Source organism: Acidovorax sp. Root267 (assembly GCF_001429215.1).
In the GTDB taxonomy this organism is placed as follows: domain Bacteria; phylum Pseudomonadota; class Gammaproteobacteria; order Burkholderiales; family Burkholderiaceae_C; genus Acidovorax; species Acidovorax radicis.
The window spans coordinates 258,082-276,937 of sequence record NZ_LMJC01000012.1 but is presented as its reverse complement, the minus strand read 5'-3'; the positions used below and the strand labels follow the sequence as shown (position 1 = coordinate 276,937).

Genomic DNA, 18,856 nt, shown 5'->3' with positions numbered 1-18,856 from the left:
GGGCGCGCCGTTTGCAAAGCTTGTGCTACTGCCTGGGCGCCAGCGCTCGCATCCATCGTGGCGCCTGGCCCGTGAGCTGCCCCACGATGGCGGCCTGCAGCGGCGGCAGCCGCCGCGCGCCTTGCAGCACCAGCTGCCGCAGCAGGCGCGGCACGGGGCGCGTGTCGGTGTACAGCCGCACGATGGCATTGGTGCCTTCATACATCGGCCAGGCGTGGCGGTGGTGCGCCCGCGCATAGGTGGCCAGGGTTTCGGTATTGCCGATGTCGTGGCCCTGGCTGCGGGCTGCCACCACGGCGGCTGTCAGGCGCTCCACACCGGCCAGACCCAGGTTGTAGCCATGCGCCGTCACAGGGTGCATGCCCACGGCGGCATCGCCCAGCAACGCGCAGCGGTGGTCTGCAAAGCGCTGCGCATACACGGCTACCAGCGGGTACGCGTAGCGCTCGCCTTCCAGCTGCAAAGGTCCCAGGCGGTCGCCCAGCTGGGCCTGCACCGTGGCTGCGAAGGCCTGCGGGCTCTGGGCCATCAGCGCTGCTGCATCGGCGGTGCCTGCAGTGACCACCACCGAGCACAGCGCATGCCCCTCGTGGGGGTCATCCGGCAAGGGCAGCACCGCCAGCGTGCGTTCGTAGCCAAAACACTCGTGCGCCACGTCACCGTGCGGCTGGGCATGGCGCATGCGGCAGACGATCACGGTGCGGCCAAAGTCCGTCATGCGTGCGCCAATGCCCAACTGCCGCCGCGTGGCCGAGAAGCGGCTGTCCGCCGCCACCAGCAGTGGGGCCTGCAGACGCTGCGGCGGTGCCGCAGGGCCACCGGCGGGCGCACCGACGGGCGCATGTGGCAGGTACTCCAGCTCGGCGTGGGTGGACTGCGTGGCCACGCGCACCACCTGGGCGCCGGTCACGATGCGCACACCCGGGGTGCATGCCGCCACGGCATAGGCCGTGCGGCGCAGTGCGTGGTTGGGCACGATGAAGCCCAGGGCCGGGAGCCCCGTGCCTTGCGTGCCCAGCTGCAGGGCGCTGCGCTGGCCCAGCGGGCCGTCGTGCACCTGCGCTTCGCGGATGGTGCCCACCTCGTGCGCTGCCAGGCCCGCCCAGGTGCCCAGCCGCTGTAGCGTGGCCATGCTGGGGTGGGTGAGGGCGATCTCCCGGCCATCGGGCGCGGGGTGGGCCAGCGCGGCCTCGGGCTGCTGTTCGACCACGGTGGCGGTGAACCCGGCCTGCGCCAGGGAAATGGCCAGCGACAGGCCCGCAGGGCCCGCGCCGACGATGAGGACGTCGCTGTGTGAGGAGGAGGTCATGGCAGGAAGGCCGGGCGAAACCGCCCGGCACCCACCCTGCAACGGTGGGGTGGGGCCTGCCATTGTGGGCGGGCACCCGGCGCGGCGATTTGCCCTGTATCAAGGCACCATGCCTGAATGCTATTAATTGAATAGCAAAAAAATGATGTGGGATAAGCGCCAGGGCCTAAAAAAAACGAAAAGTATGGCGCTCTACGAGCGTGCTGGCTTGCGCGCGCCCTTGGCGGGCTTCTTCCTGGCGCCACCCGCCGGTTTGCCGCGCAGGTGCAGCCCCCAGGTGACCAGCACCCACAGGTACGCCGCCAGCACGCTGTAGGCCGCCACCGCGGCCAGCGACAGCGGGGGTGCGGCGATGGAGCGCGGGTTGGCCATGGTCTCCAGCAGCTGGCGTGTGCCCGTGCCCAGCACCGGCATGGCCGCCGCGCTGCCCGAGCGCGCCATGCGCGCCGCCATGAAGATGAAGAACTCCATCAGCAACGCGCCGATGACCAGGCAGGCCAGCAGGGCCAGCAGTTGCGCAAACGCCCTGCGGTCGCCCTTGGCCAGGAAGTAGATGGCCGACACCAGCACCAGGGCGGGCAGCAGCAGGGCCAGGGCAGGCCAGGCGGACATGAGGAGATGCATCGGAAGAATCTGGGGGTCGAGAGGGGGCTGGCAGCGTCGGGGCTGCGGACTGCGAATGATAGAGGAGGCCCCCGGTCCCCGGCGGCCCCCATGGCGGGGCCCGCCCGTGCCATGGCTACGGGTGCGCGTCTGCCACAGCCGTGTTGTCGTGCTGCCCCTGGCGGAAGGTGTTCGGTGTGCAGCCCAGTAGCGCGCGGAACGAGGCGATGTACGCGGCGGGGCTCTCGAACTGCAGGGCGTGCGCGATGGCCTTGACCGGCCGGCCCGAGGCCAGCAGGTCGAGCGAGGCAATGATGCGCGCACGCTGGCGCCAGGCGCGAAAGCTCAGACCCGCCTCCGCCGTGAAGCGCCGGGTGAACGTGCGGTCGGACATGGCGGCCTCGGCCGCGAGTTCGTGCAGCGGGAGCTGCCACTGGTGGGCCTGCAGCAACAGCGCGAGCGCGCGCCGCAACCCTTCGCTGGCAGGCATCGGCAGGTGGGTGGGCAGGCAGGGCGTGTGCTGCAGCGTGTGCAGCAGCAGGGACACCATCAGCTGCCGCGTGGGGTGGTCGAACCCGCCGTTGAAGAGCCCCAGCACCAGCTGCTGGATCAGCGGCGACGCGACCACGGCGTGCACCTCGTCCCGGCGGGCAAACGATGCGCACTGCGCCACCAGCGCCGGCTGGCAGTACACCGTGCGCAGGTCGGTGGCAGAGAGCACTTCGATCGCATGGGGGTGGTGCGGGGGTACCCACAGCGCGCGCTGCGGCGGCACGGTCCAGCGCGCGTGGGGTGTCTCCACCAGCATCACGCCCCGCGTGGCAAACACCAGCTGGCCGCTGCGGTGCTGGTGCACGGGCAACCGTGTGCCCGCCGCGTGCGTTTTGGCCAGCGTGGCCCACAGGCCGGCGTCTTGGCGTTCTGGCGATGTTTGTTGGCGTTCTGGTGCTGACATGCCGTCCTATTATGAAACCACCTTCTCGCCACACCTCCCCAAAAACCGCCCCCAGCCCATGCACACCACCACCTTCCTTGTCCATGCCGGCCGCGAGACGGCCCACGCCGTCCAGGCCATCAACCCGCCGCTGGTGCGGGCCTCGACCGTCGTGTTCGACACCCTGGCCGCCTACAAACACGCGCACCACCAGACCGTGTTCGACTCGCCGCGCTACGGCCGCTCGGGCACCTCCACCACGTTCGAGCTGCAGCGCTGCATGGCCGCGTTGTCGGGCGCAGAAACCTGCCTGGCCACGGCCAGCGGGCTGGCGGCCATCGTGGCCGTGCTGAGCGCCCATGCCGGGCCGGGCCGCCACCTGCTGCTGAATCAGGGCGTCTATGGGCCCACGCGCATCTTCTGCGACCAGGAGCTGGTGCCGCAGGGCACCACCGTCGAGTACTTTCCGGAAGGCGCCGACATCACGCCCTACCTGCGGGACAACACCAGCCTGGTCTACATCGAGACCCCCGCGTCGCTGACCATGGAGATGCTGGACGCGCGCGCAGTGTGCGCGGCGGCGCGCCAGCGCCACATCCCGGTGGCGGTGGACGCCACCTGGGGCACGCCGGTGTTCCTGGATGCCCACGCCCTGGGCGTGCACATCGCCATCCATTCGGCCACCAAATACATCAACGGGCATTCCGACCTGATGCTGGGGCTCATCACGGGGTCGCACGCAGACCTGGCCAGCACCCGGCGCTTTTGCGACCGCAGCGGCGCACATGCGGCGCCCGATGTGTGCTGGCTAGCGCTGCGCGGCCTGCGCACCCTGGCAGTGCGGCTCGAACGGCACCAGCAGACCGCCTTGGCGACGGCCCAATGGCTGCAACAGCAGCCGCAGGTCCGGCGCGTGCTGTTCCCGGCACTTCCCTCCGACCCGGGCCACGCGCTCTGGCGCGCGCAGTTTTCGGGCGCTGCGGGGCCGTTCACCTTCGAGCTGGCGCCATGCAGCGAAGCCGCATTTGCGGCGTTCATCGACGCGCTTGCGCTTTTCAGCCTGGGCACGAGCTGGGGCGGTTACGAAAGCCTGGTGTTGCCCGCCGTGCCCTACGACCTGCGCCACCTGGCCACGCTGCCCGACGAGGGCCGCCTGGTCCGCCTGCATGTGGGGCTGGAAGACGCCGCTGACCTGCGCGCGGATCTGGCACAAGCGCTCAGCGGTCTGGGCTGACAGCCCCCTGGCTCGCCACGAAGTCCACCACCGACTGCAGCACATCGGGCTGCTGCAGGATCTTGCGGTGCCCCAGCCCCTCGGTGGCGAGCAGCGTGGCGCCCGGGATGTGGTCGCGGTAGGCCTCGCCGTCGGCAAAGCGGTTGATGCGGTCGCCCCGGTCGTGCACGACCAGGGTGGGCAGGGTGATGCGTGGGCCCACGGCCGGGGGCTCGAACTGGCGCATCAGGATGCCCTCGCGGGCCTCGATGCGCCGCTGCATCGCGGCACGCGTGCGTTCGGACAGGCCGAACACCTGCGCAAACAGGCGCGTGTATTCGTGGGGCGATGCGGGCGGCGCCAGCAGCACCAGCCGCCCGGTGGCCAAGCCCCGGCTGGCTGCATGGGCGGCCGCATTGGCGGCCAGCGAATGGGCCACCACGGCGCGGGGCGCCGAGTCCTGCGCATGCAGGCGCGCGGTGGTGTATTCAATGGCGCGCGCAAACTGCGGCAGGTTGCTCACACGGCCCCGGCTGCCACCGTGCGCGGGCAGGTCCACCAGCACGGGGCGTAAGCCCCGCGCGGCCAGTGCGTCGGCCAGCGGCAGCATCTGGCGCGCATGCCCGCCCCAGCCGTGCAGCAGCAACACCGCCGGACCATGGGGCTGGGCGCTGGGGGTGTACAGCGTGATCTCTGCGTCTTCGAACGGCCAACGTTCGGTGCGCCAGCCGCTGGCCGGTGCCGCCTGGTGGCCGGGTTTGCGCAAGGGCAGCGGCGTACCAAACAGGCGGTAGGCCGCGCGCACGGCCAGGGCGGGCCACAGGCGCTCGGTGGCACCCAGCGCCAGGCGCAGCAGCCGCAGGGCCGGATGCCCGCCGTAGAAGTTGGACGTGGCTTGCAGGGCAGTCGATGGGTTCATGGTGGGGCTCCTGAAGGGTTGGGGTTGGCACGCGTCTGGCGGTGGGTCGGCGCGTGGTGAAAGGTCAGTAGAAGATCCAGTCCCGGTTGCTGCGTGGGAGGCTGGCGAGTGTCTGGCGCACCGCATGGACGGCGCCCGCTGCGGCCACGATGGCCGCCATGCCCAGGAAGATGAAGAAGCTCAGCATGGTGTTTCCTTTCTTCGCACGGTTGTGCGAAATTGGGACAAAGAAGAACAAGAGGTATCCATCGCGCGAGAACACGGAGAGCGGGAGGATCAGGCGGTCTGATAACTCTTGACGAGGCGCGCCCAGGACGCCTCGGTGCGTGGCACTGCCTGCGGATCGCGCAGGAAGCGGACGTCGTGCAACAAGCCCATGATCATGGAATAGATCTCGCCCACCAGCTGTTCCTGTGGGGTGTCGGCGGGCAGGTGCCCGGCCTCGATGGCCTGCAGCACAGTGCGGCGCAGTGCCGCGCGCCAGCGGGTGATCTCGGAGTGCAGCAGGTCGCGCAGCTCGCCTTCGCGGTCGTCCAGCTCGAAAGCGCCCGCGGTGTAGATGCAGCCGGTGAACGCCTCCACATCGCGCGTGCGTGCAATCCAGCGGCGCACGATCTCGTTGAGGCGTGGCAGGCCCTTGGGGTGCTGCATGGCAGGCACAAACACATCCGCCAGAAAGCGGCGCCCGAACTCCTCGATCACGGCCTTCTGCAGCGCCTCGCGTGAGCCGGCGCGCGAGAACACGCCGCTCTTGGACAGCCCCACGCGGTCGGCCACGGCCTGCAGCGTGATCGACTCCAGCCCTTCGGCCGCAGCCAGGTCCAGCGCGGCGCCCACAATGGCGGCGCGGGTGAGTTCTGATTTCTGGGTCTTGGCATCCATGGGGCGAAATTTAGCACAACTGTGCGAAATAAACCAACCCCTGTTGTCAGCAGTGTTTTGGAAGCCGGTAGCGCGAAGAGCCCCGGTGCGCCGCCGGGGCTCTGCAGCGCGTCACTGGGCCAGGGCCGCGATCTGCACGGAAGTCAGCGCCCCGCTGTAGAGGCGGAAATCCTGCATGCGGCCCGCAAAGTACGGGTCGGACCCGTACTGCGCGCGGCCCAGCCAGTTCTGGGTGGTGGCGCCCAGCTGGTGGGGTGCGAAGGGCGCATCCGCAAGGGTGCCGGTGGCCTGCCCGTCCACAAAGAGGGTCACGGTGTTGCCCCGGCGGGTCACCGCCAGGTGCACCCACCGGCCCGTGCCCAGCGCCACCGAGGACGTGACGTTTTCCTCGCCGAAATAGGTGGTGCCAGTGGAGGCAAAGCGCAGCGTGCTGGTGTTGGCGAGCAGTGCCAGGTAGGCGATGTCGCTGGAGCCGATGTCAAACACGCGGGCGTTCCCGGCGCTCGCGCTTTGCCGGTAGACCCAGACTGCGACCGTGAAGTCGGCCATGTCTTTCATGATGCCCGTGGGCAGGGCCACGTGGCCGCTGGTGCCGTCGAGGGCCACGGCGCTGCTGCCCGCCGTGCGGCCCGTGCCCCACGACGTGCCGCCCACCAGGCGGCCATGCAGCGCGTTGCCGCTCTGGTCTGTGGCCGTTGTGCCGTTGCCTTCGTTCAAGGGCAGGTGCAGCCTCAGCTGCGGCGCGGTGGCGACGCTGCGCACTTCGGCACCCGTGAGCCGCCCCGTTGGGGTGACTGCCACGATGCGGTAGTGCCAGGTGCCGGCGCCGGGTGTGTCGGTATGGGTGCGTTCCTCGCCCACGGTGGTGAGTGTGGTGAACGGGCCCGACGCTGCGGGTGCGCGCTGCACCTCATAGGCCGTGGCGTAGGCGCTGCCCCACCACGACAGCAGTACCCGGCCGTTGACGAGGTAGGCCGTGAGCCCGCTGGGCGCGGCGCCCTGGGCGATGGGCGGGAGCGAGAAGGTCAGGGTGCCCATGCCGGGGTCATCCCCTGTGCCGCGCGGCTCCGGCCGCAGCTTGGCCGCAAGTGCGGTCACGTAGGGCGCGGAGAGTCCTTTGCGGTTGACGTAGTGGTTGTACAGCACTTCCCAGCAGGGGCGATGGTTCGGACGGCTGGCCGCTGACACGGCGGTGAAGACGCCCTGTCGGTTGGCATACCGGAAAAACGGCAACGTCGGGTACACGCCACCCGCATCGGCCAGGTTGCTGGCCGCCACGTATTCGGCGGCCGAGAGCAGCCGGTTGTTCCAGTAGCCGTACAGATCGTCGCCCTGCGACCAGGCCATCTCGCACAGCGCCCCGCACAGCGACATGCCGAGCGTGGCATGCCCCTGGTCGCGCCCACTCTCCTGCCATTGCCCCAGGTGCCCAGGGTGGATGGCGTAGACGTTGTGAGCGGCCGCGCCATTGCCCCGGCCGCTCTTGTAGTAGTTGATGGCCTCGTTGTACAGGTCGCGCCGGTCACAGCAGATGCCGATGGCCATGATGGCGTTGATGTTGCACAGATCCCAGTTGGCCCAGTAGTTGGTGATGTTGGCGCCGTTGTGTTCCACCAGGAAGCGGCGGCTCAGCGGGTAAAACACTTCCAGCAGCAGTTTCTGGAACCGGGCCAGGCCTTCGGGCGACCAGCCGGAGTAGCTGCGCAGGAGTTCCACCGTGTTGGCCCACTGGTAGCCGTAGATGCCAGCGGCGAGGTAGCGGTCCGCATTGCCGGTGAGCGTGGTCATGGTGCTCGACCACGCATCCAGGAAAGCCACGGCACGGTCGGCATAGGCATTGTCCTGGGACACCTTCCAGCGCAGCGCCAGCTGGTAGGCCCGCTGCATGTCCTTGATCATGGTGCCGAAGTTCTGCCCATCGCCGCCACGGATCACCACGGCCAGCGGGTGGGGCCACATATCGCCGTTCAGCGAGGAATGCCCTGAAAACTGAAGCGCGTTCCAGCCACTCACCCAAGGCGCAGCGTTCTCGGCAATCTTGGCGCGCATGCGCGCAAAGTCAGCATCCGTGTGCAGCCCGCCCGGGTGCACAAAGGCACTGGGGGCTGGTGGCGGTGGCGGTGGCGGTGGCGGTGGCGGTGGCGGTGGCGGTGGCGGTGGCGGTGGCGCCGCAGGAGGCGGCGGTGCGGCGGGTGGGGGTGGCGCAGCAGGCGGAGGAGGGGGCGCAGGTGGAGGGGGCGAAGCAGGTGGCGGTGGCGCGGTGGGTGGTGTAGAGGGTGGTGCGGTGGTAGGGGGGGCCGTTGGGGCTGGCGGCGCTGCGGGAGAGGGCGGCGTGGTGCCGGGCGTCGGCGCGGGTGGAGGTGCATCCCCCCCAATCGGCGCCGAACTGGTGGGTGGCCCGTTGGTGGCGTCGGCCGGGTTGCCGCCACAGGCCACCAGCGTGCCTGCCAGGGGCATGGCGGCCATGCCCTTGAGAACGCGGCGCCGCACCGCGAAGTTCTTGTTGTTGTGATTCATGTGTCTGGATAGGTATCCGCCGGTAGGGGCGGGCAATGGCACACAGCCATGCGGCCAAAAGGGGATGCAATGCAAATCTTGTGCCGGTGCGATGTTTCTGCTAGCCAGTCGCCCATACGGAGGGCGGCTGGGCGCTGACCGCGGCGCTGGGGCAAAGCGTGTTTCCATTTTTGTCAGACCGAGGCCCGGGGTGGCGAAGACCGCACCACGGCGCCCCGTGTCAAGCGGGCGACGGGCCCGTCTGGCCGGGCGGCGGTGGCACTGGTACGCTGCGTCGCCATGGAGACAACACCAACCACCCCGCCTTTCATTCCCCAGATCCGGCTGTACCAGAACTGGCTTCGCGACGAGCGCGGGCTCGCGTTCGACAGCTATGACGCCCTGTGGCGCTGGTCCACCACCGAGCTGGACGCCTTCTGGCAAAGCGTGTGGGACTACTTCGAGATCGAATCTCCCACGCCCCACACCGCCGTGCTGGGCAAGAACACCATGCCCGGCGCCCAGTGGTTTCCGGGTGCCCAGGTCAACTACGCGCGGCAGGCGCTGCGCCATGTGGACGCCGCCCACGCCGCCGGCCTGCCCGCCATCATCAGCCGCAACGAAAAAGGCCATCACCGCGAGTTGAGCTGGCCCGAGCTGCGCCGCCAGGTCGCGTCGCTGGCCCTGCACCTCAAGGCCCAGGGCGTGTCGCCCGGCGACCGCGTGGCTGCCTACCTGCCCAATGTGCCTGAGGCGATGATCGCCTTCCTGGCCACGGTGAGCATTGGCGGCGTGTGGAGCATCTGCGCCCCTGACATGGGGACGCATGCGGTGCTCGACCGGTTCCGGCAGATCGAGCCCAAGGTGCTCATCAGCGTGGATGGTGTGACCTACGGCGGGCGTGACCACGACCGCACGGGCGTGCTGGCCGAACTGCGCGCCGACCTGCCCAGCGTGCAGCACGTGGTGCTGCTGGGCAATCTTGATGCTTCTGTTTCGATAGCTGATTGCGCAGTCTGGAAAAGCGCCACAGCCCAAAATGATGCTGAGACCGCAGCCTTCGAGCCGATGTGGCTACCGTTCGACCACCCGCTGTGGATCGTCTATTCCAGCGGCACTACGGGGCTGCCCAAGCCCATCGTGCACGGCCATGGCGGCACGGTGCTGGTGGCACTGCAGCTCAAGGTGCTGCACAACGACATCGGCTGCAGCTACGCGCCCAACAGCTTCGGCGAGCGCTACCACTGGTACAGCTCCACAGGCTGGGTGATGTGGAATGCGCAGCTCTCGGGTTTGCTGTCGGGCACCACCTGCGTGATCTACGACGGCAACCCGGGCGGCAGCAAGGAGAACCCCGACTGGGGCGTGCTGTGGCACTTTGCGGCCGAGACGGGGGTGACCTTTTTCGGCGCGGGCGCGGCGTTTTTTGCCAACTGCATGAAGGCGGGCATCACGCTCGCGGACTATGGCGACTTGACGCGCATCCGCGCGCTGGGCACCACGGGTTCGCCGCTGTCGCCTGAGGTGCAGGAGTGGGGCACGGCGCAGTTCGAGGCGCTGGGCACGCACGACATCTGGTGGAACAACATCTCCGGCGGCACCGACTTCTGTGGCGCCTTCATCGGCGGCAACCGCGAGATGCCACAAGTCGCTGGCGAGATGCAGTGCCGCATGCTGGGCGCGGCTGTGGAGTCGTGGGACGCCGAGGGCCGTCCCGTGCAGGACGTGGTGGGCGAGCTGGTCTGTGCGCAGCCGATTCCGTCGATGCCGCTGTACCTGTGGGGCGACAAGGATGGCAGCCGCTACCTGTCGAGCTATTTCGACATGTACCCTGCAGGCCACGGCCGCCAGCCCGGCGGTGGCGACGGCCCCGCCAGCATGGGCGCGGTCTGGCGCCATGGCGACTGGCTCAAGATCGGCGCCAACGGCGGCTGCGTTATCTACGGCCGCAGCGACGCCACCATCAACCGCCACGGCCTGCGCATGGGCACGAGCGAGATCTACAGCGCGGTCGAATCGCTGCCCGAAGTGCTCGACAGCCTGGTGGTGGACCTGGAATACCTGGGCCGCGAGAGCTACATGCCGCTCTTCGTCGTGCTGCGCCCCGGCAACGTGCTCGACGATGCCCTGCGCGCGCGCATCAATGGCGCCGTGCGCACGGCGCTGAGCCCGCGTTTTGTGCCCGACGACATCTTTGCCGTGGCCGAGGTGCCGCGCACCTTGAGCGGCAAGAAGCAGGAGCTGCCCATCAAGAAACTGCTGCTGGGCCAGCCGATCGAAAAGGTGGTGAACAAGGACGCGATGGCGAATCCGGGGTGTCTGGACTGGTATGTGGCGTTTGCGGCGCAGCGGGCGAAGTCGATGCAAAAAACATAGCTACCTGCGCTTTGGGGAAAAGCGCAGGAGCCTGTTTTTATTTGAAATTGTCCTATCCGTGGGGTGCCTGGCCGTCCTTGGTTCCAGCCGCCCTGTTTCTCCTGACTGCTCGCCTCAGGGCGTGACGCCATGCCAGTGCCGCCGCGCAAGGGCCGCCCCGCCGCGCTGGCGGCGTCCCCCTTCAGGGGGAAGGCGCGCAGCGCCTCAGGGGGTTAGTCAAGTTTCGCGCCGGACGCCTTGATCAATCGCTCCCACACCGGTCGCTCCTTGGCAATCGCGGCGGAAAACAGCGCGGGTGAGCTGTTCTGCACATCAAACCCCATGGCCGCGATGCGTTGGGCTACGTCGGGCAACTGCGTGGCCTTGCGCACCTCAGCAGCAATGCGCTCCAGGATGGGCGCGGGTGTGCCGGCCGGTGCGCCGAACGCCAGCCAGCCCGCCACACGGTAGGCCTCGTCGTTCAGGCCCTGCTCGGCCAGCGTGGGCACGTTGGGCAGGGTGCCCATGCGGTGTTCGCCGCTCACGCCGATGGCCTTGAGCTTGCCCGCGTCGATGTGCGCCTTGACCTGCAGCGCGCTCGCAAACGCGATCTGGATCTGGCCGCCCAGCAGGTCCTGCACCATGGGCGCCTCGCCCCGGTAGGCCACGTGGCTCATGTCGGCGTTCTGCGTGAGGCTCATGTAGGCCCCGGCCAAGTGCGGATACGCGCCCGTGCCATACGAGCCATAGGACACCTTGCCCTTGTTGGCCACCACGTACTTGAGCAGCTCGGGCCCCGTGGCTGCGGGCACGCTGGGGTGCGCCACCAGCACCAGCGGCGCAATCGCAATCTGGTAGATGGGCGCGATGTCGCGCTCGGGGCTGTAGGGCAGCTTGGTGTAGAGGAACTGGTTGGTGAGCATCGAATTGCTCAGGCCCAGCAACAGCGTGTAGCCGTCGGGCGCAGCCTTGGCCACCGCATCGGTGCCGATGATGCCGGCCGCACCGGGCTTGTTGTCGATGACCATGGGCTGGCCCAGCCCCACCGACATCTTCTCGGCCAGCACGCGCGCCAGGACATCGGTGGCGCCGCCTGCGGCAAAGGGCACGATCACCTTGATGGGCTTGTTGGGGTAGGCGGGTGCCTGCGCAAAGACGGCCGTGCTGGTGCCGGTGCCGACACAGGCCGCAGCGGCGGCCAGCGCGGCATTGCCCAGCCAGTGGCGGCGGTTCATCAACGGATGGTGGAAGGGCATGCGCTGTCTCCTGTCGTGGTTGTTGTAAGAAGCAAAGAAACCGAACGGGCTCCGCCGTGCATGGTGGCGCGCCGGCAGGGGTCTGTCACGCGGGCTTATGCGGGTGGGTGATCGATTTCGGGCGCCGGGCCGCTGGCCACCGTGACGGTGAGAGGCAGGGGCGCGAGCACTTCGCGCAGGCGGGCCAGCAGCGCGTCCGTGTCGGCAGGGGCCGCGCTGGCAGACGTGACGGTCACGCGCACGGCGCTGTCGCCCTCGGGCTGCACCCGGGGGCGGGGCTGGCCCAGGGCGTCGGCGCACACGCTATCGACCAGCGCCTGCACCGTGTGGCAGGCCGCGCGCTGGCGCAGATCGGGCTTGTAGATCTTGCCCACATTGGTCACCGGCATGGTGCCCAGCACCTGCACCCAGCGCGGGCGGGCGACGGCCTCGTCCACGCGCTCGGCGGTGAAGGCCAGCAGCTCGGCCTCGGTGGCCTCAGCGCCCGGCACCAGCGTCGCATAGGCCACAGGCAGCTCGCCCGCATAGGCATCGGGCGCACCCACCGCGGCGGCAAGCTGCACGGCGGGGTGGGCACCCAGCGCGTCCTCGATCACCTTGGGGTCGATGTTGTGGCCGCTGCGGATGATGAGGTCCTTGGAGCGGCCGCTCAGGTGCAGACGGCCCTCTCCATCTACAAAGCCCAGGTCGCCCGTCGCCAGCCAGCCATCGGGCGTGAAGGCCTTGGCCGTGTCGGCTGCATCCAGAAAGCCCGAGAACAGGTTGGGCGACTGGAACAGCACCATGCCGGGCTCACCGGGCGGCATGTCCTGATCAGACGCATTGCCGTGCGCATCCAGCGCCACGATGCGCAACTGCGTGTACGGCAGCGGCCAGCCCACGCAGCCCGCGGGCGCGTGCACGCCGGGCGGGGTGATGGTGGAGATGCCGGCCATTTCGGTCATGCCCAGGCTTTCGTGGATGTGCAGGCCAAACAGCCGCTCAAACCGTGCCGCCAGCTCGGGCGCGAGGATGGCCGCGCCCGTGCGGCAGTAGCGCAGCGTGGAGATGTCCGCCCCCTCCAGCGGCACATTGGCCAGCGCCGCCAGCACCGTGGGCACGGCGGACAGGTAGGTGCAGTGGTAGTGCTCCACCAGCCGCCAGTAGTTGGCGATGACCTGCCGGTTGCGGAACAGTCCGGTGGTCGGGATGATGGTTTCCACCCCGGCCGACAGCGCCGCCAGCGAGCCCGGCAACACCCCCGCCACATGGAACAGCGGGTAGCCGTTGATGCCCACGTCCCCGGGCGTGATGCCCTGCATCTGCACGCAGCCCCACGCCGTGAATACCTGTGCACCGTGGCTGTGGCGCGCGAGCTTGGGCGCACCCGTGGTGCCCCCGGTGTGGAAGTAGGCGGCGATATCGCTGGCCACGATGTGGCGGCCGCTCACCAGATGGTCGCCGGGGTGCTGCAAACGCTCGGCCAGGTCCACCACTCCCTCGGGCAGCGGGCCCGCAGCACCGGGGGCTTCGTCGTGGGGCGCCACGCGCAGCAGTGTCGTCAGGGTGGGCACCATGCCCATCAGGCGCTGGGCCTTGCTCCAGTAACCCACATCGCCTTCGGCGCCATAGGCGATCAGCACCTTGGCGTGCGCCAGGGTCATCATGGCTGCGATCTTCTCGTCGGTGAGCATGGGGTTGAGCGGCTGCACAATGCCCGCCGCCTCGCCCCCCCACAGCGCCAGGTGGTATTCCAGGCAGCCGGGCAGCAGCACGGCCACGGCGTCTTGTGGGCCCACGCCCAGCATGTGCAGCAGGTTGGCCGTCTGGTGGATGCCGCAGAGCAGTTGTGCGTACGACCAGCGGATGGATTCGTCCGCCGGGTCGGCCGTGGGCAGAAAGGTCAGCGCCGTCTTGTCGCCAAACGCATGGGCGGCGTTGCAGAAGATTTCGTAGGTGCTTTGTACCGGCAGCGCCGTACCCAGCGGCCGGGCTTCGAGCCGCTGCACGTCCTGCAGGCTGCGCACCGGGGCGGTGGGGGCAAACGGAGGGTTGCGGGGCGGCGCTGACGTGGTTCGGGGGGCTGCGGGGGTGGTGGTCATGGGGTCGGCAGTGAACGGATCAGGCATTGTTGGGCTACCCGGCCTTCCTGACAATCGCCGGGCGTCCCCGCCGGGACGCGCTGCGGAGCGGTACCCCTGCCCGGTATCGCCGCTCCGCCGGGCGGGCGGTGTGCCTACAGAAAACGCCGTGCACAGCCGCTCATAATGCGGCGTCCTGAGAACGTAACCACGTTCTCGCCTGCATGGCGCGACCGGAGCCCTCGACATGAACACACCCCAACATCCCAAGCGTTTCTCCATGATCCGCGAATTCCACCTGGCCGACTGGTTCACGTTGGGCAACGCGGTCTGCGGCGTGGGGGCGCTGTTCTCGTCGATGACCTACCTGGAAACCGGCGACGTGGTGCACGTGTATTTCGCCTGCGCCCTGGTGCTCGCCGCGCTGATCTTCGATGTGCTGGACGGCCGCATCGCCCGCTGGCGCCAGAAGAGTTCGGCCATGGGCCGCGAGCTGGATTCGCTGGCCGACGTGATCTCGTTTGGCGTGGCCCCGGCCATCATTGCCTATGGCTGCGGCATGCAAGGCCTGTACGACCGCATCGTGCTCGCCTACTTCGTGGCCTGCGGCGTGTCGCGTCTGGCGCGCTACAACGTCACGGCCGAAACCCTGTCGGGTGACGACGGCAAGGTCAAATATTTTGAAGGCACGCCCATCCCCACCTCCATCGTGCTGGTGGGCCTGCTGGCACTGGCCGCCTGGCTGGGCGCCGTGCGCGAGAGCCTGTGGTTTGGCAAGGTGCTGATCGGCGGCTTCACGCTGCACCCGCTGGTGCTGCTGTTTGCGGTATCCGGGTCGTTGATGATCAGCCGGATTCGGATTCCCAAGCTCTGAGCCACTGCCTGGCTCGTCCTGCCGTTCTGGATGTTGAATACCATGGCACTTCAAAAAATCGCAGCGTTTTCCGACGGCACACAGGGCGGCAACCCCGCCGGTGTGTGGATCGGTGACGAGCTGCCCGCCCCTGCCGACATGCAGCGCATTGCCGCCGAGGTAGGCTTCTCTGAAACCGCGTTCGCCGCCCCGCTGGGCGATGGCCGCTGGCGTGTGCGCTATTTTTCGCCCGAGAGTGAGGTGCCCTTTTGTGGCCATGCCACCATTGCCCTGGGAGCCGCGCTGGCGCAGCGCGAGGGCGACGGTGTGTTTGTGCTGTCACTGAGCCAGGCCGAGATCACGGTCGAAGGCCGCCGACAGGGCGAGCTGGTGCAGGCGGCGCTGCAGTCACCGCCCACGCACAGCGGGCCGGTGCCAGCGGCGCTGCTGGCCGATTCCCTGTCCCTGTTCGGCCTCAGCGCGGCCGATCTGGACCCGCGCATCCCGCCTGCACTCATCCATGGCGGCGCCAACCACCTGGTGCTGGCCTTGCGCAGCCGTGCGACGTTGGCGGCCATGCACTACGCGCTGGACGCCGGCCGCTCGCTCATGGTGAATGCCGGGTTGGTCACCATCGTGCTGGTGTGTGTGGAGTCAGACCGCCTGCTGCACACCCGCAATGCCTTTGCCTCGGGCGGCGTGCTCGAAGACCCGGCCACGGGCGCTGCCACCGCCGCGCTGGCGGGCTACCTGCGCGACCTGGGCTGGCCACACGGCGGCGCCATCGATGTGGTGCAGGGCGAGGACATGGGCATGCGCTCGCGCCTGCGCGCCGAGGTGGGGCCGGTGGCGGGCAGCTCCATCCGCGTGTCGGGCACGGCACGGTGGATGGGCGACGGGGAATGATTTGGCATTTGCTATATATTTTATAGCTATTGACGCTTGATGATAAAGCGCTAGACCTCGTTTTTAATCAGAAATCGGCTGTACGGGGACTGCTTCGGAAGGCGCTGATGCTTCCATCTCTTCCCTGAGCCACTGCACAAAACGCAGGGTCTCCGGCGACGGGTCCGGGGCCGTGCCGAAGTAGTGCCGGGTCAGCGGCAACCGCAAGGTGGGCAAAGGCGACACCAAGCGCCCCGACGCCAGGTCGTGCGTGATCAGCGACACCGGCGCCACGGCAAAGCCCAGCCCGTCCACGGCGGCCTGCAGCACGAAGTGCAGGTGATCAAACTGCAGGCAGCCGGCAGGCTGGAGCGCTGGCGCGTTCACCTGCTTCTTCCAGCTTTCCCAGTCCTTGCTGCGCGACTTGGACAGCAGCAGCACGTGGGAAGACAACGCCTCGGGCCGCGTCACCGGGCGCTGGGCGAACAGGGCAGGCGACCCCACCACCAGTGCCTCGTCCTCCAGGAACGGATGGACCTGCAAACCCGGCGGCCACCCGCGCGGGCCGCGCCGCAGGGCCAGGTCGAAGGCTTCGGCCGCCTGGTCTGGCGCCAGGGTGCTGGTGATGACCTGGGGCTCGATGTCCGGATGTTGGGCCACAAAGCCCGGCAGCCTGGGGATCAGCCAGCGCACCGCAAAGCTGGGCCGCACATTGATCTTGACGCTGCGCAGCCTCGCGTCGCCGCGCAGCGACTGGGCGGCGGCGCCGATCTGCGCCAGCGCGGGCCCGACCTGCGCATGGAACTGGTGGCCCGCCGCCGTGAGCAGCACCTGCCGCGTCTTGCGCTCGAACAGCTCCACGCCCAGGTGGGATTCCAGCGCCTTGATCTGGCGGCTGATGGCGCTGTGGGTGACGTGCAGCTCCAGTGCGGCGCGGGTGAAGCTCTGGTGGCGCGCCGCCGCCGCAAAGGCGCGGACCGCGTTGAGCGGGGGCAGGCGGGGTGGCATGTGTGCGATTTTGTCACGCATGGGGCGCCGCAATATCGTTTGTCGCGCCCGGTGCCGCCGCGCACCATGCGGGCCATGCCACAGCCTTCAGCCAACACCTCGGTCTCAGACCACCACTCGCGCTGCGCCGCCTTGGCGCTCGGCCTTGCACTGCCTGGGGACACGGTGTTCTACCTGCTCCTGCCGATGTTTGCCCCGGCGTTTGGCGTCACCCTGTTCGAGGCCGGCATTCTGCTCGCCGCGAACCGCCTGGTGCGCATCGCGGGCTACGGGGCGGTGGCGCGGTTCTACGCCCGCCATGGCGAGCGCCTCACCTGCTCGCTGGCCGTGCTGGCCGCCGCCGCGTGCGCGCTGGGGTACGCCACCCTCAGCGGGTTCATCGCCTTGTTGGGCCTGCGGCTGCTGTGGGGCCTGGCGTTTGCGGCGCTGAACCTCGCCACGCAGGCGCTGGCCACGGCCGAGCCCGTGGGCGCAGCGCGCCGCGCGGGGCAGTCGCGCGCCTTTGCAGCGCTGGGGCCCATGCTGGCCCTGCCTGCTGGGGGTGTCTGTGCGCTCTGGTGGGGGCCCCGGGCGATCTTCTGGGTGTTTGCCGCCGTCGCGTTGTGCGCCTTGCTGCCCACGCGGCATTTGCCCGCCCAGCCGCATGCTCTGCCGCCACCGCCAAAGCGCTGGGACAAGTTGCCGGGTCGCCTGGACCGTTTTTCGTTCGTTGAGGGGTTGGTGCTGGACGGCCTGTTCATCATCGGCTTGTCGTACCTGGGCCGCGATGTGCTGTCGGGCCATCCGGTGGTTGTGGCGGGGATGCTGCTGTCGGTCCGCTATCTGGCCGAGATCGTGCTGAGCGCGTTGGGCGGCGACCTAGCCGAGCGCTACGGCGCCGAAGTGCTGCTCGTGGGTTTCGCCGTGCTCACGTCGCTGGCCCTGGTGGGTTTTGGCCTGGGGTGGCTGTGGACCAGCGCACTGGCCATCGTGATTTTGCGGGCCCTGCTGCTACCGCTGTTGCCGCCGCTGGTCGCGCGCCGCACACCGGGGCCGGGGCGCATCCAGGCGCTGGCGACACGGTCGGTGTGGCGGGACCTGGGCGCCGGTGCGGGCCCGGTGCTGGCGGGTGTGCTGCTGCCCATTGCACCCTCTGCCTGGGTGTATGGCGTTGCAGCCTTGCTGCTGTCGGCCACGGCCATCGCCTGCTGGGTGCCGCGCGGCGATTGATCGTCTGCGCATCGACCATCGCTCTTTCTCACAAACCCTCTATTTTTTGGAGAACTCCCCTTGGACATCCACACCACCCTGATCCGCTGTGCCGGTGGCACGGTCGACCTGCCCGTGCGGCCCATGAACCACCGCAGCGATGGCGGGCACGTGCTTGTCCACCCTCCGCGCCCCGTCTGGGACCGCAGCGAGCTGACGCCCCAAGAGCTGGGGCATTGGTCGTGCCTGGTGGCTGCTACGGGCCGGGCCATGCTCGACACCTTGCCGCAGCTCGCTGGTGGCTGCCTGAACTACTGGGAGGCGGGCAACAACGCGCTGAACCCGCTGGCCCACCCCTAGAGCCTGTTCAAAGTCTTTTTGGAGATCGCATTGGAGTGCAATCGGGATGAGTGGATGCTTCGGATGCGCCGCATGGGCTCGTGCCCATGCAAGCAGCCGGGGCTTCCAATCGCCCGATTTCACTCCAACCCTTCGGGCAAGTGCCTTGCCGGGCGGTCTGCGGCGTTGCGGCGCTTGTTGATAGCCAAGCTATCAACTGCGCACCGCGCCTTGCATCCCATCCCGGCAAGGTACTTGTGCGACTCCAAAAAGACTTTGAACAGGCTCTGAGGCCCAAAACCCCCACGCTGCACCGCAAGATGCACCTGCACGTGTTCGGCCGAAGCCCCCGGGCCACCCACCCGGACTGGTTGTGGGGCGAACCGCCCCGGTTTCCGAATTTTGCGCAGTCTGAGGCTTGGACCCAGCAGTTCACACGGCTGGAGGACGATGAAGGCGCCGCGCTGGGTGTGCGCATTCAGGCGTTGCTGGATACACGGTATGCACTGAGTCGGGTTGACTGACGACACCCGCCAGCACACCAATTGCTATCAAA

17 protein-coding genes are annotated in these 18,856 nt (G+C 68.6%); 7 read left to right on the top strand and 10 right to left on the bottom strand.

Annotated elements, in window-relative coordinates:
- Nucleotides 1-25 precede the first annotated feature (25 nt).
- From ubiM to ASE39_RS10775, 3 genes are all read right to left on the bottom strand, one after another.
- The gene (ubiM, locus tag ASE39_RS10785; protein ID WP_057271128.1) at nt 26-1,309 is read right to left on the bottom strand and encodes a 5-demethoxyubiquinol-8 5-hydroxylase UbiM; all 1,284 of its coding nucleotides are present in this window, start codon (nt 1,307-1,309) and stop codon (nt 26-28) included.
- A gap of 192 nt (nt 1,310-1,501) precedes the next feature.
- Entirely contained in the window at nt 1,502-1,921 is a 420-nt protein-coding gene (locus ASE39_RS10780) for a hypothetical protein (RefSeq protein WP_010465219.1), read from the bottom strand.
- Nucleotides 1,922-2,048: 127 nt separating this feature from the next.
- Nucleotides 2,049-2,867: a helix-turn-helix transcriptional regulator gene (locus tag ASE39_RS10775; RefSeq protein WP_010465220.1), complete on the bottom strand. Its 819-nt coding sequence runs from the start codon at nt 2,865-2,867 to the stop codon at nt 2,049-2,051.
- Between the two features lie 58 nt (nt 2,868-2,925).
- Here ASE39_RS10775 and ASE39_RS10770 point away from each other — a divergent pair, with 58 nt between their 5' ends.
- A complete protein-coding gene (locus ASE39_RS10770) occupies nt 2,926-4,080 on the top strand; it encodes a PLP-dependent aspartate aminotransferase family protein (RefSeq protein ID WP_242421405.1) in 1,155 nt (384 codons plus the stop codon).
- Here the strand turns inward: ASE39_RS10770 and ASE39_RS10765 are convergent.
- From ASE39_RS10765 to ASE39_RS10755, 4 genes are all read right to left on the bottom strand, one after another.
- On the bottom strand, nt 4,064-4,978 hold the full coding sequence (locus ASE39_RS10765) for an alpha/beta hydrolase (protein WP_010465222.1): 915 nt from the start codon (nt 4,976-4,978) through the stop codon (nt 4,064-4,066). The genes ASE39_RS10770 and ASE39_RS10765 overlap by 17 nt on opposite strands.
- A gap of 64 nt (nt 4,979-5,042) precedes the next feature.
- Complete coding sequence (locus ASE39_RS27280) at nt 5,043-5,165, bottom strand: hypothetical protein (protein WP_258070063.1); 123 nt, start codon at nt 5,163-5,165, stop codon at nt 5,043-5,045.
- An 89-nt stretch (nt 5,166-5,254) separates the two neighbouring features.
- Complete coding sequence (locus ASE39_RS10760; protein ID WP_010465224.1) at nt 5,255-5,860, bottom strand: TetR family transcriptional regulator; 606 nt, start codon at nt 5,858-5,860, stop codon at nt 5,255-5,257.
- 111 nt (nt 5,861-5,971) lie between these two features.
- Nucleotides 5,972-8,377 carry a LamG-like jellyroll fold domain-containing protein gene (locus ASE39_RS10755; protein WP_242421404.1) on the bottom strand — a complete coding sequence of 802 codons (2,406 nt, stop codon included), beginning with the start codon at nt 8,375-8,377 and terminating at the stop codon, nt 5,972-5,974.
- A 279-nt stretch (nt 8,378-8,656) separates the two neighbouring features.
- Between ASE39_RS10755 and ASE39_RS10750 the strand changes: the two genes are divergently transcribed.
- Complete coding sequence (locus ASE39_RS10750) at nt 8,657-10,732, top strand: acetoacetate--CoA ligase (protein WP_057271125.1); 2,076 nt, start codon at nt 8,657-8,659, stop codon at nt 10,730-10,732.
- A 212-nt stretch (nt 10,733-10,944) separates the two neighbouring features.
- Here ASE39_RS10750 and ASE39_RS10745 read toward each other — a convergent pair whose 3' ends face one another.
- Together ASE39_RS10745 and ASE39_RS10740 are read right to left on the bottom strand one after the other, a co-directional pair.
- Entirely contained in the window at nt 10,945-11,967 is a 1,023-nt protein-coding gene (locus ASE39_RS10745; RefSeq protein ID WP_010465237.1) for a tripartite tricarboxylate transporter substrate binding protein, read from the bottom strand.
- A gap of 95 nt (nt 11,968-12,062) precedes the next feature.
- Nucleotides 12,063-14,048, bottom strand: coding sequence for an acyl-CoA synthetase (locus ASE39_RS10740; RefSeq protein WP_057271442.1), 1,986 nt, complete (start codon nt 14,046-14,048; stop codon nt 12,063-12,065).
- Between the two features lie 226 nt (nt 14,049-14,274).
- Here ASE39_RS10740 and pssA point away from each other — a divergent pair, with 226 nt between their 5' ends.
- Nucleotides 14,275-14,901, top strand: coding sequence for a CDP-diacylglycerol--serine O-phosphatidyltransferase (pssA, locus tag ASE39_RS10735; protein ID WP_010465242.1), 627 nt, complete (start codon nt 14,275-14,277; stop codon nt 14,899-14,901).
- Between the two features lie 42 nt (nt 14,902-14,943).
- On the top strand, nt 14,944-15,786 hold the full coding sequence (locus ASE39_RS10730; protein ID WP_057271441.1) for a PhzF family phenazine biosynthesis protein: 843 nt from the start codon (nt 14,944-14,946) through the stop codon (nt 15,784-15,786).
- Nucleotides 15,787-15,849: 63 nt separating this feature from the next.
- Here ASE39_RS10730 and ASE39_RS10725 read toward each other — a convergent pair whose 3' ends face one another.
- Nucleotides 15,850-16,773: a LysR substrate-binding domain-containing protein gene (locus ASE39_RS10725; protein ID WP_057271440.1), complete on the bottom strand. Its 924-nt coding sequence runs from the start codon at nt 16,771-16,773 to the stop codon at nt 15,850-15,852.
- 75 nt (nt 16,774-16,848) lie between these two features.
- Between ASE39_RS10725 and ASE39_RS10720 the strand changes: the two genes are divergently transcribed.
- The 3 genes from ASE39_RS10720 to ASE39_RS10710 all read left to right on the top strand — a co-directional run bounded on the left by ASE39_RS10720 (nt 16,849) and on the right by ASE39_RS10710 (nt 18,824).
- Complete coding sequence (locus ASE39_RS10720; RefSeq protein ID WP_199864266.1) at nt 16,849-17,982, top strand: MFS transporter; 1,134 nt, start codon at nt 16,849-16,851, stop codon at nt 17,980-17,982.
- A 60-nt stretch (nt 17,983-18,042) separates the two neighbouring features.
- The gene (locus ASE39_RS10715) at nt 18,043-18,321 is read left to right on the top strand and encodes a hypothetical protein (RefSeq protein WP_057271124.1); all 279 of its coding nucleotides are present in this window, start codon (nt 18,043-18,045) and stop codon (nt 18,319-18,321) included.
- Nucleotides 18,322-18,557: 236 nt separating this feature from the next.
- Complete coding sequence (locus ASE39_RS10710; protein WP_057271123.1) at nt 18,558-18,824, top strand: hypothetical protein; 267 nt, start codon at nt 18,558-18,560, stop codon at nt 18,822-18,824.
- The last annotated feature ends 32 nt before the right edge of the window (nt 18,825-18,856 follow it).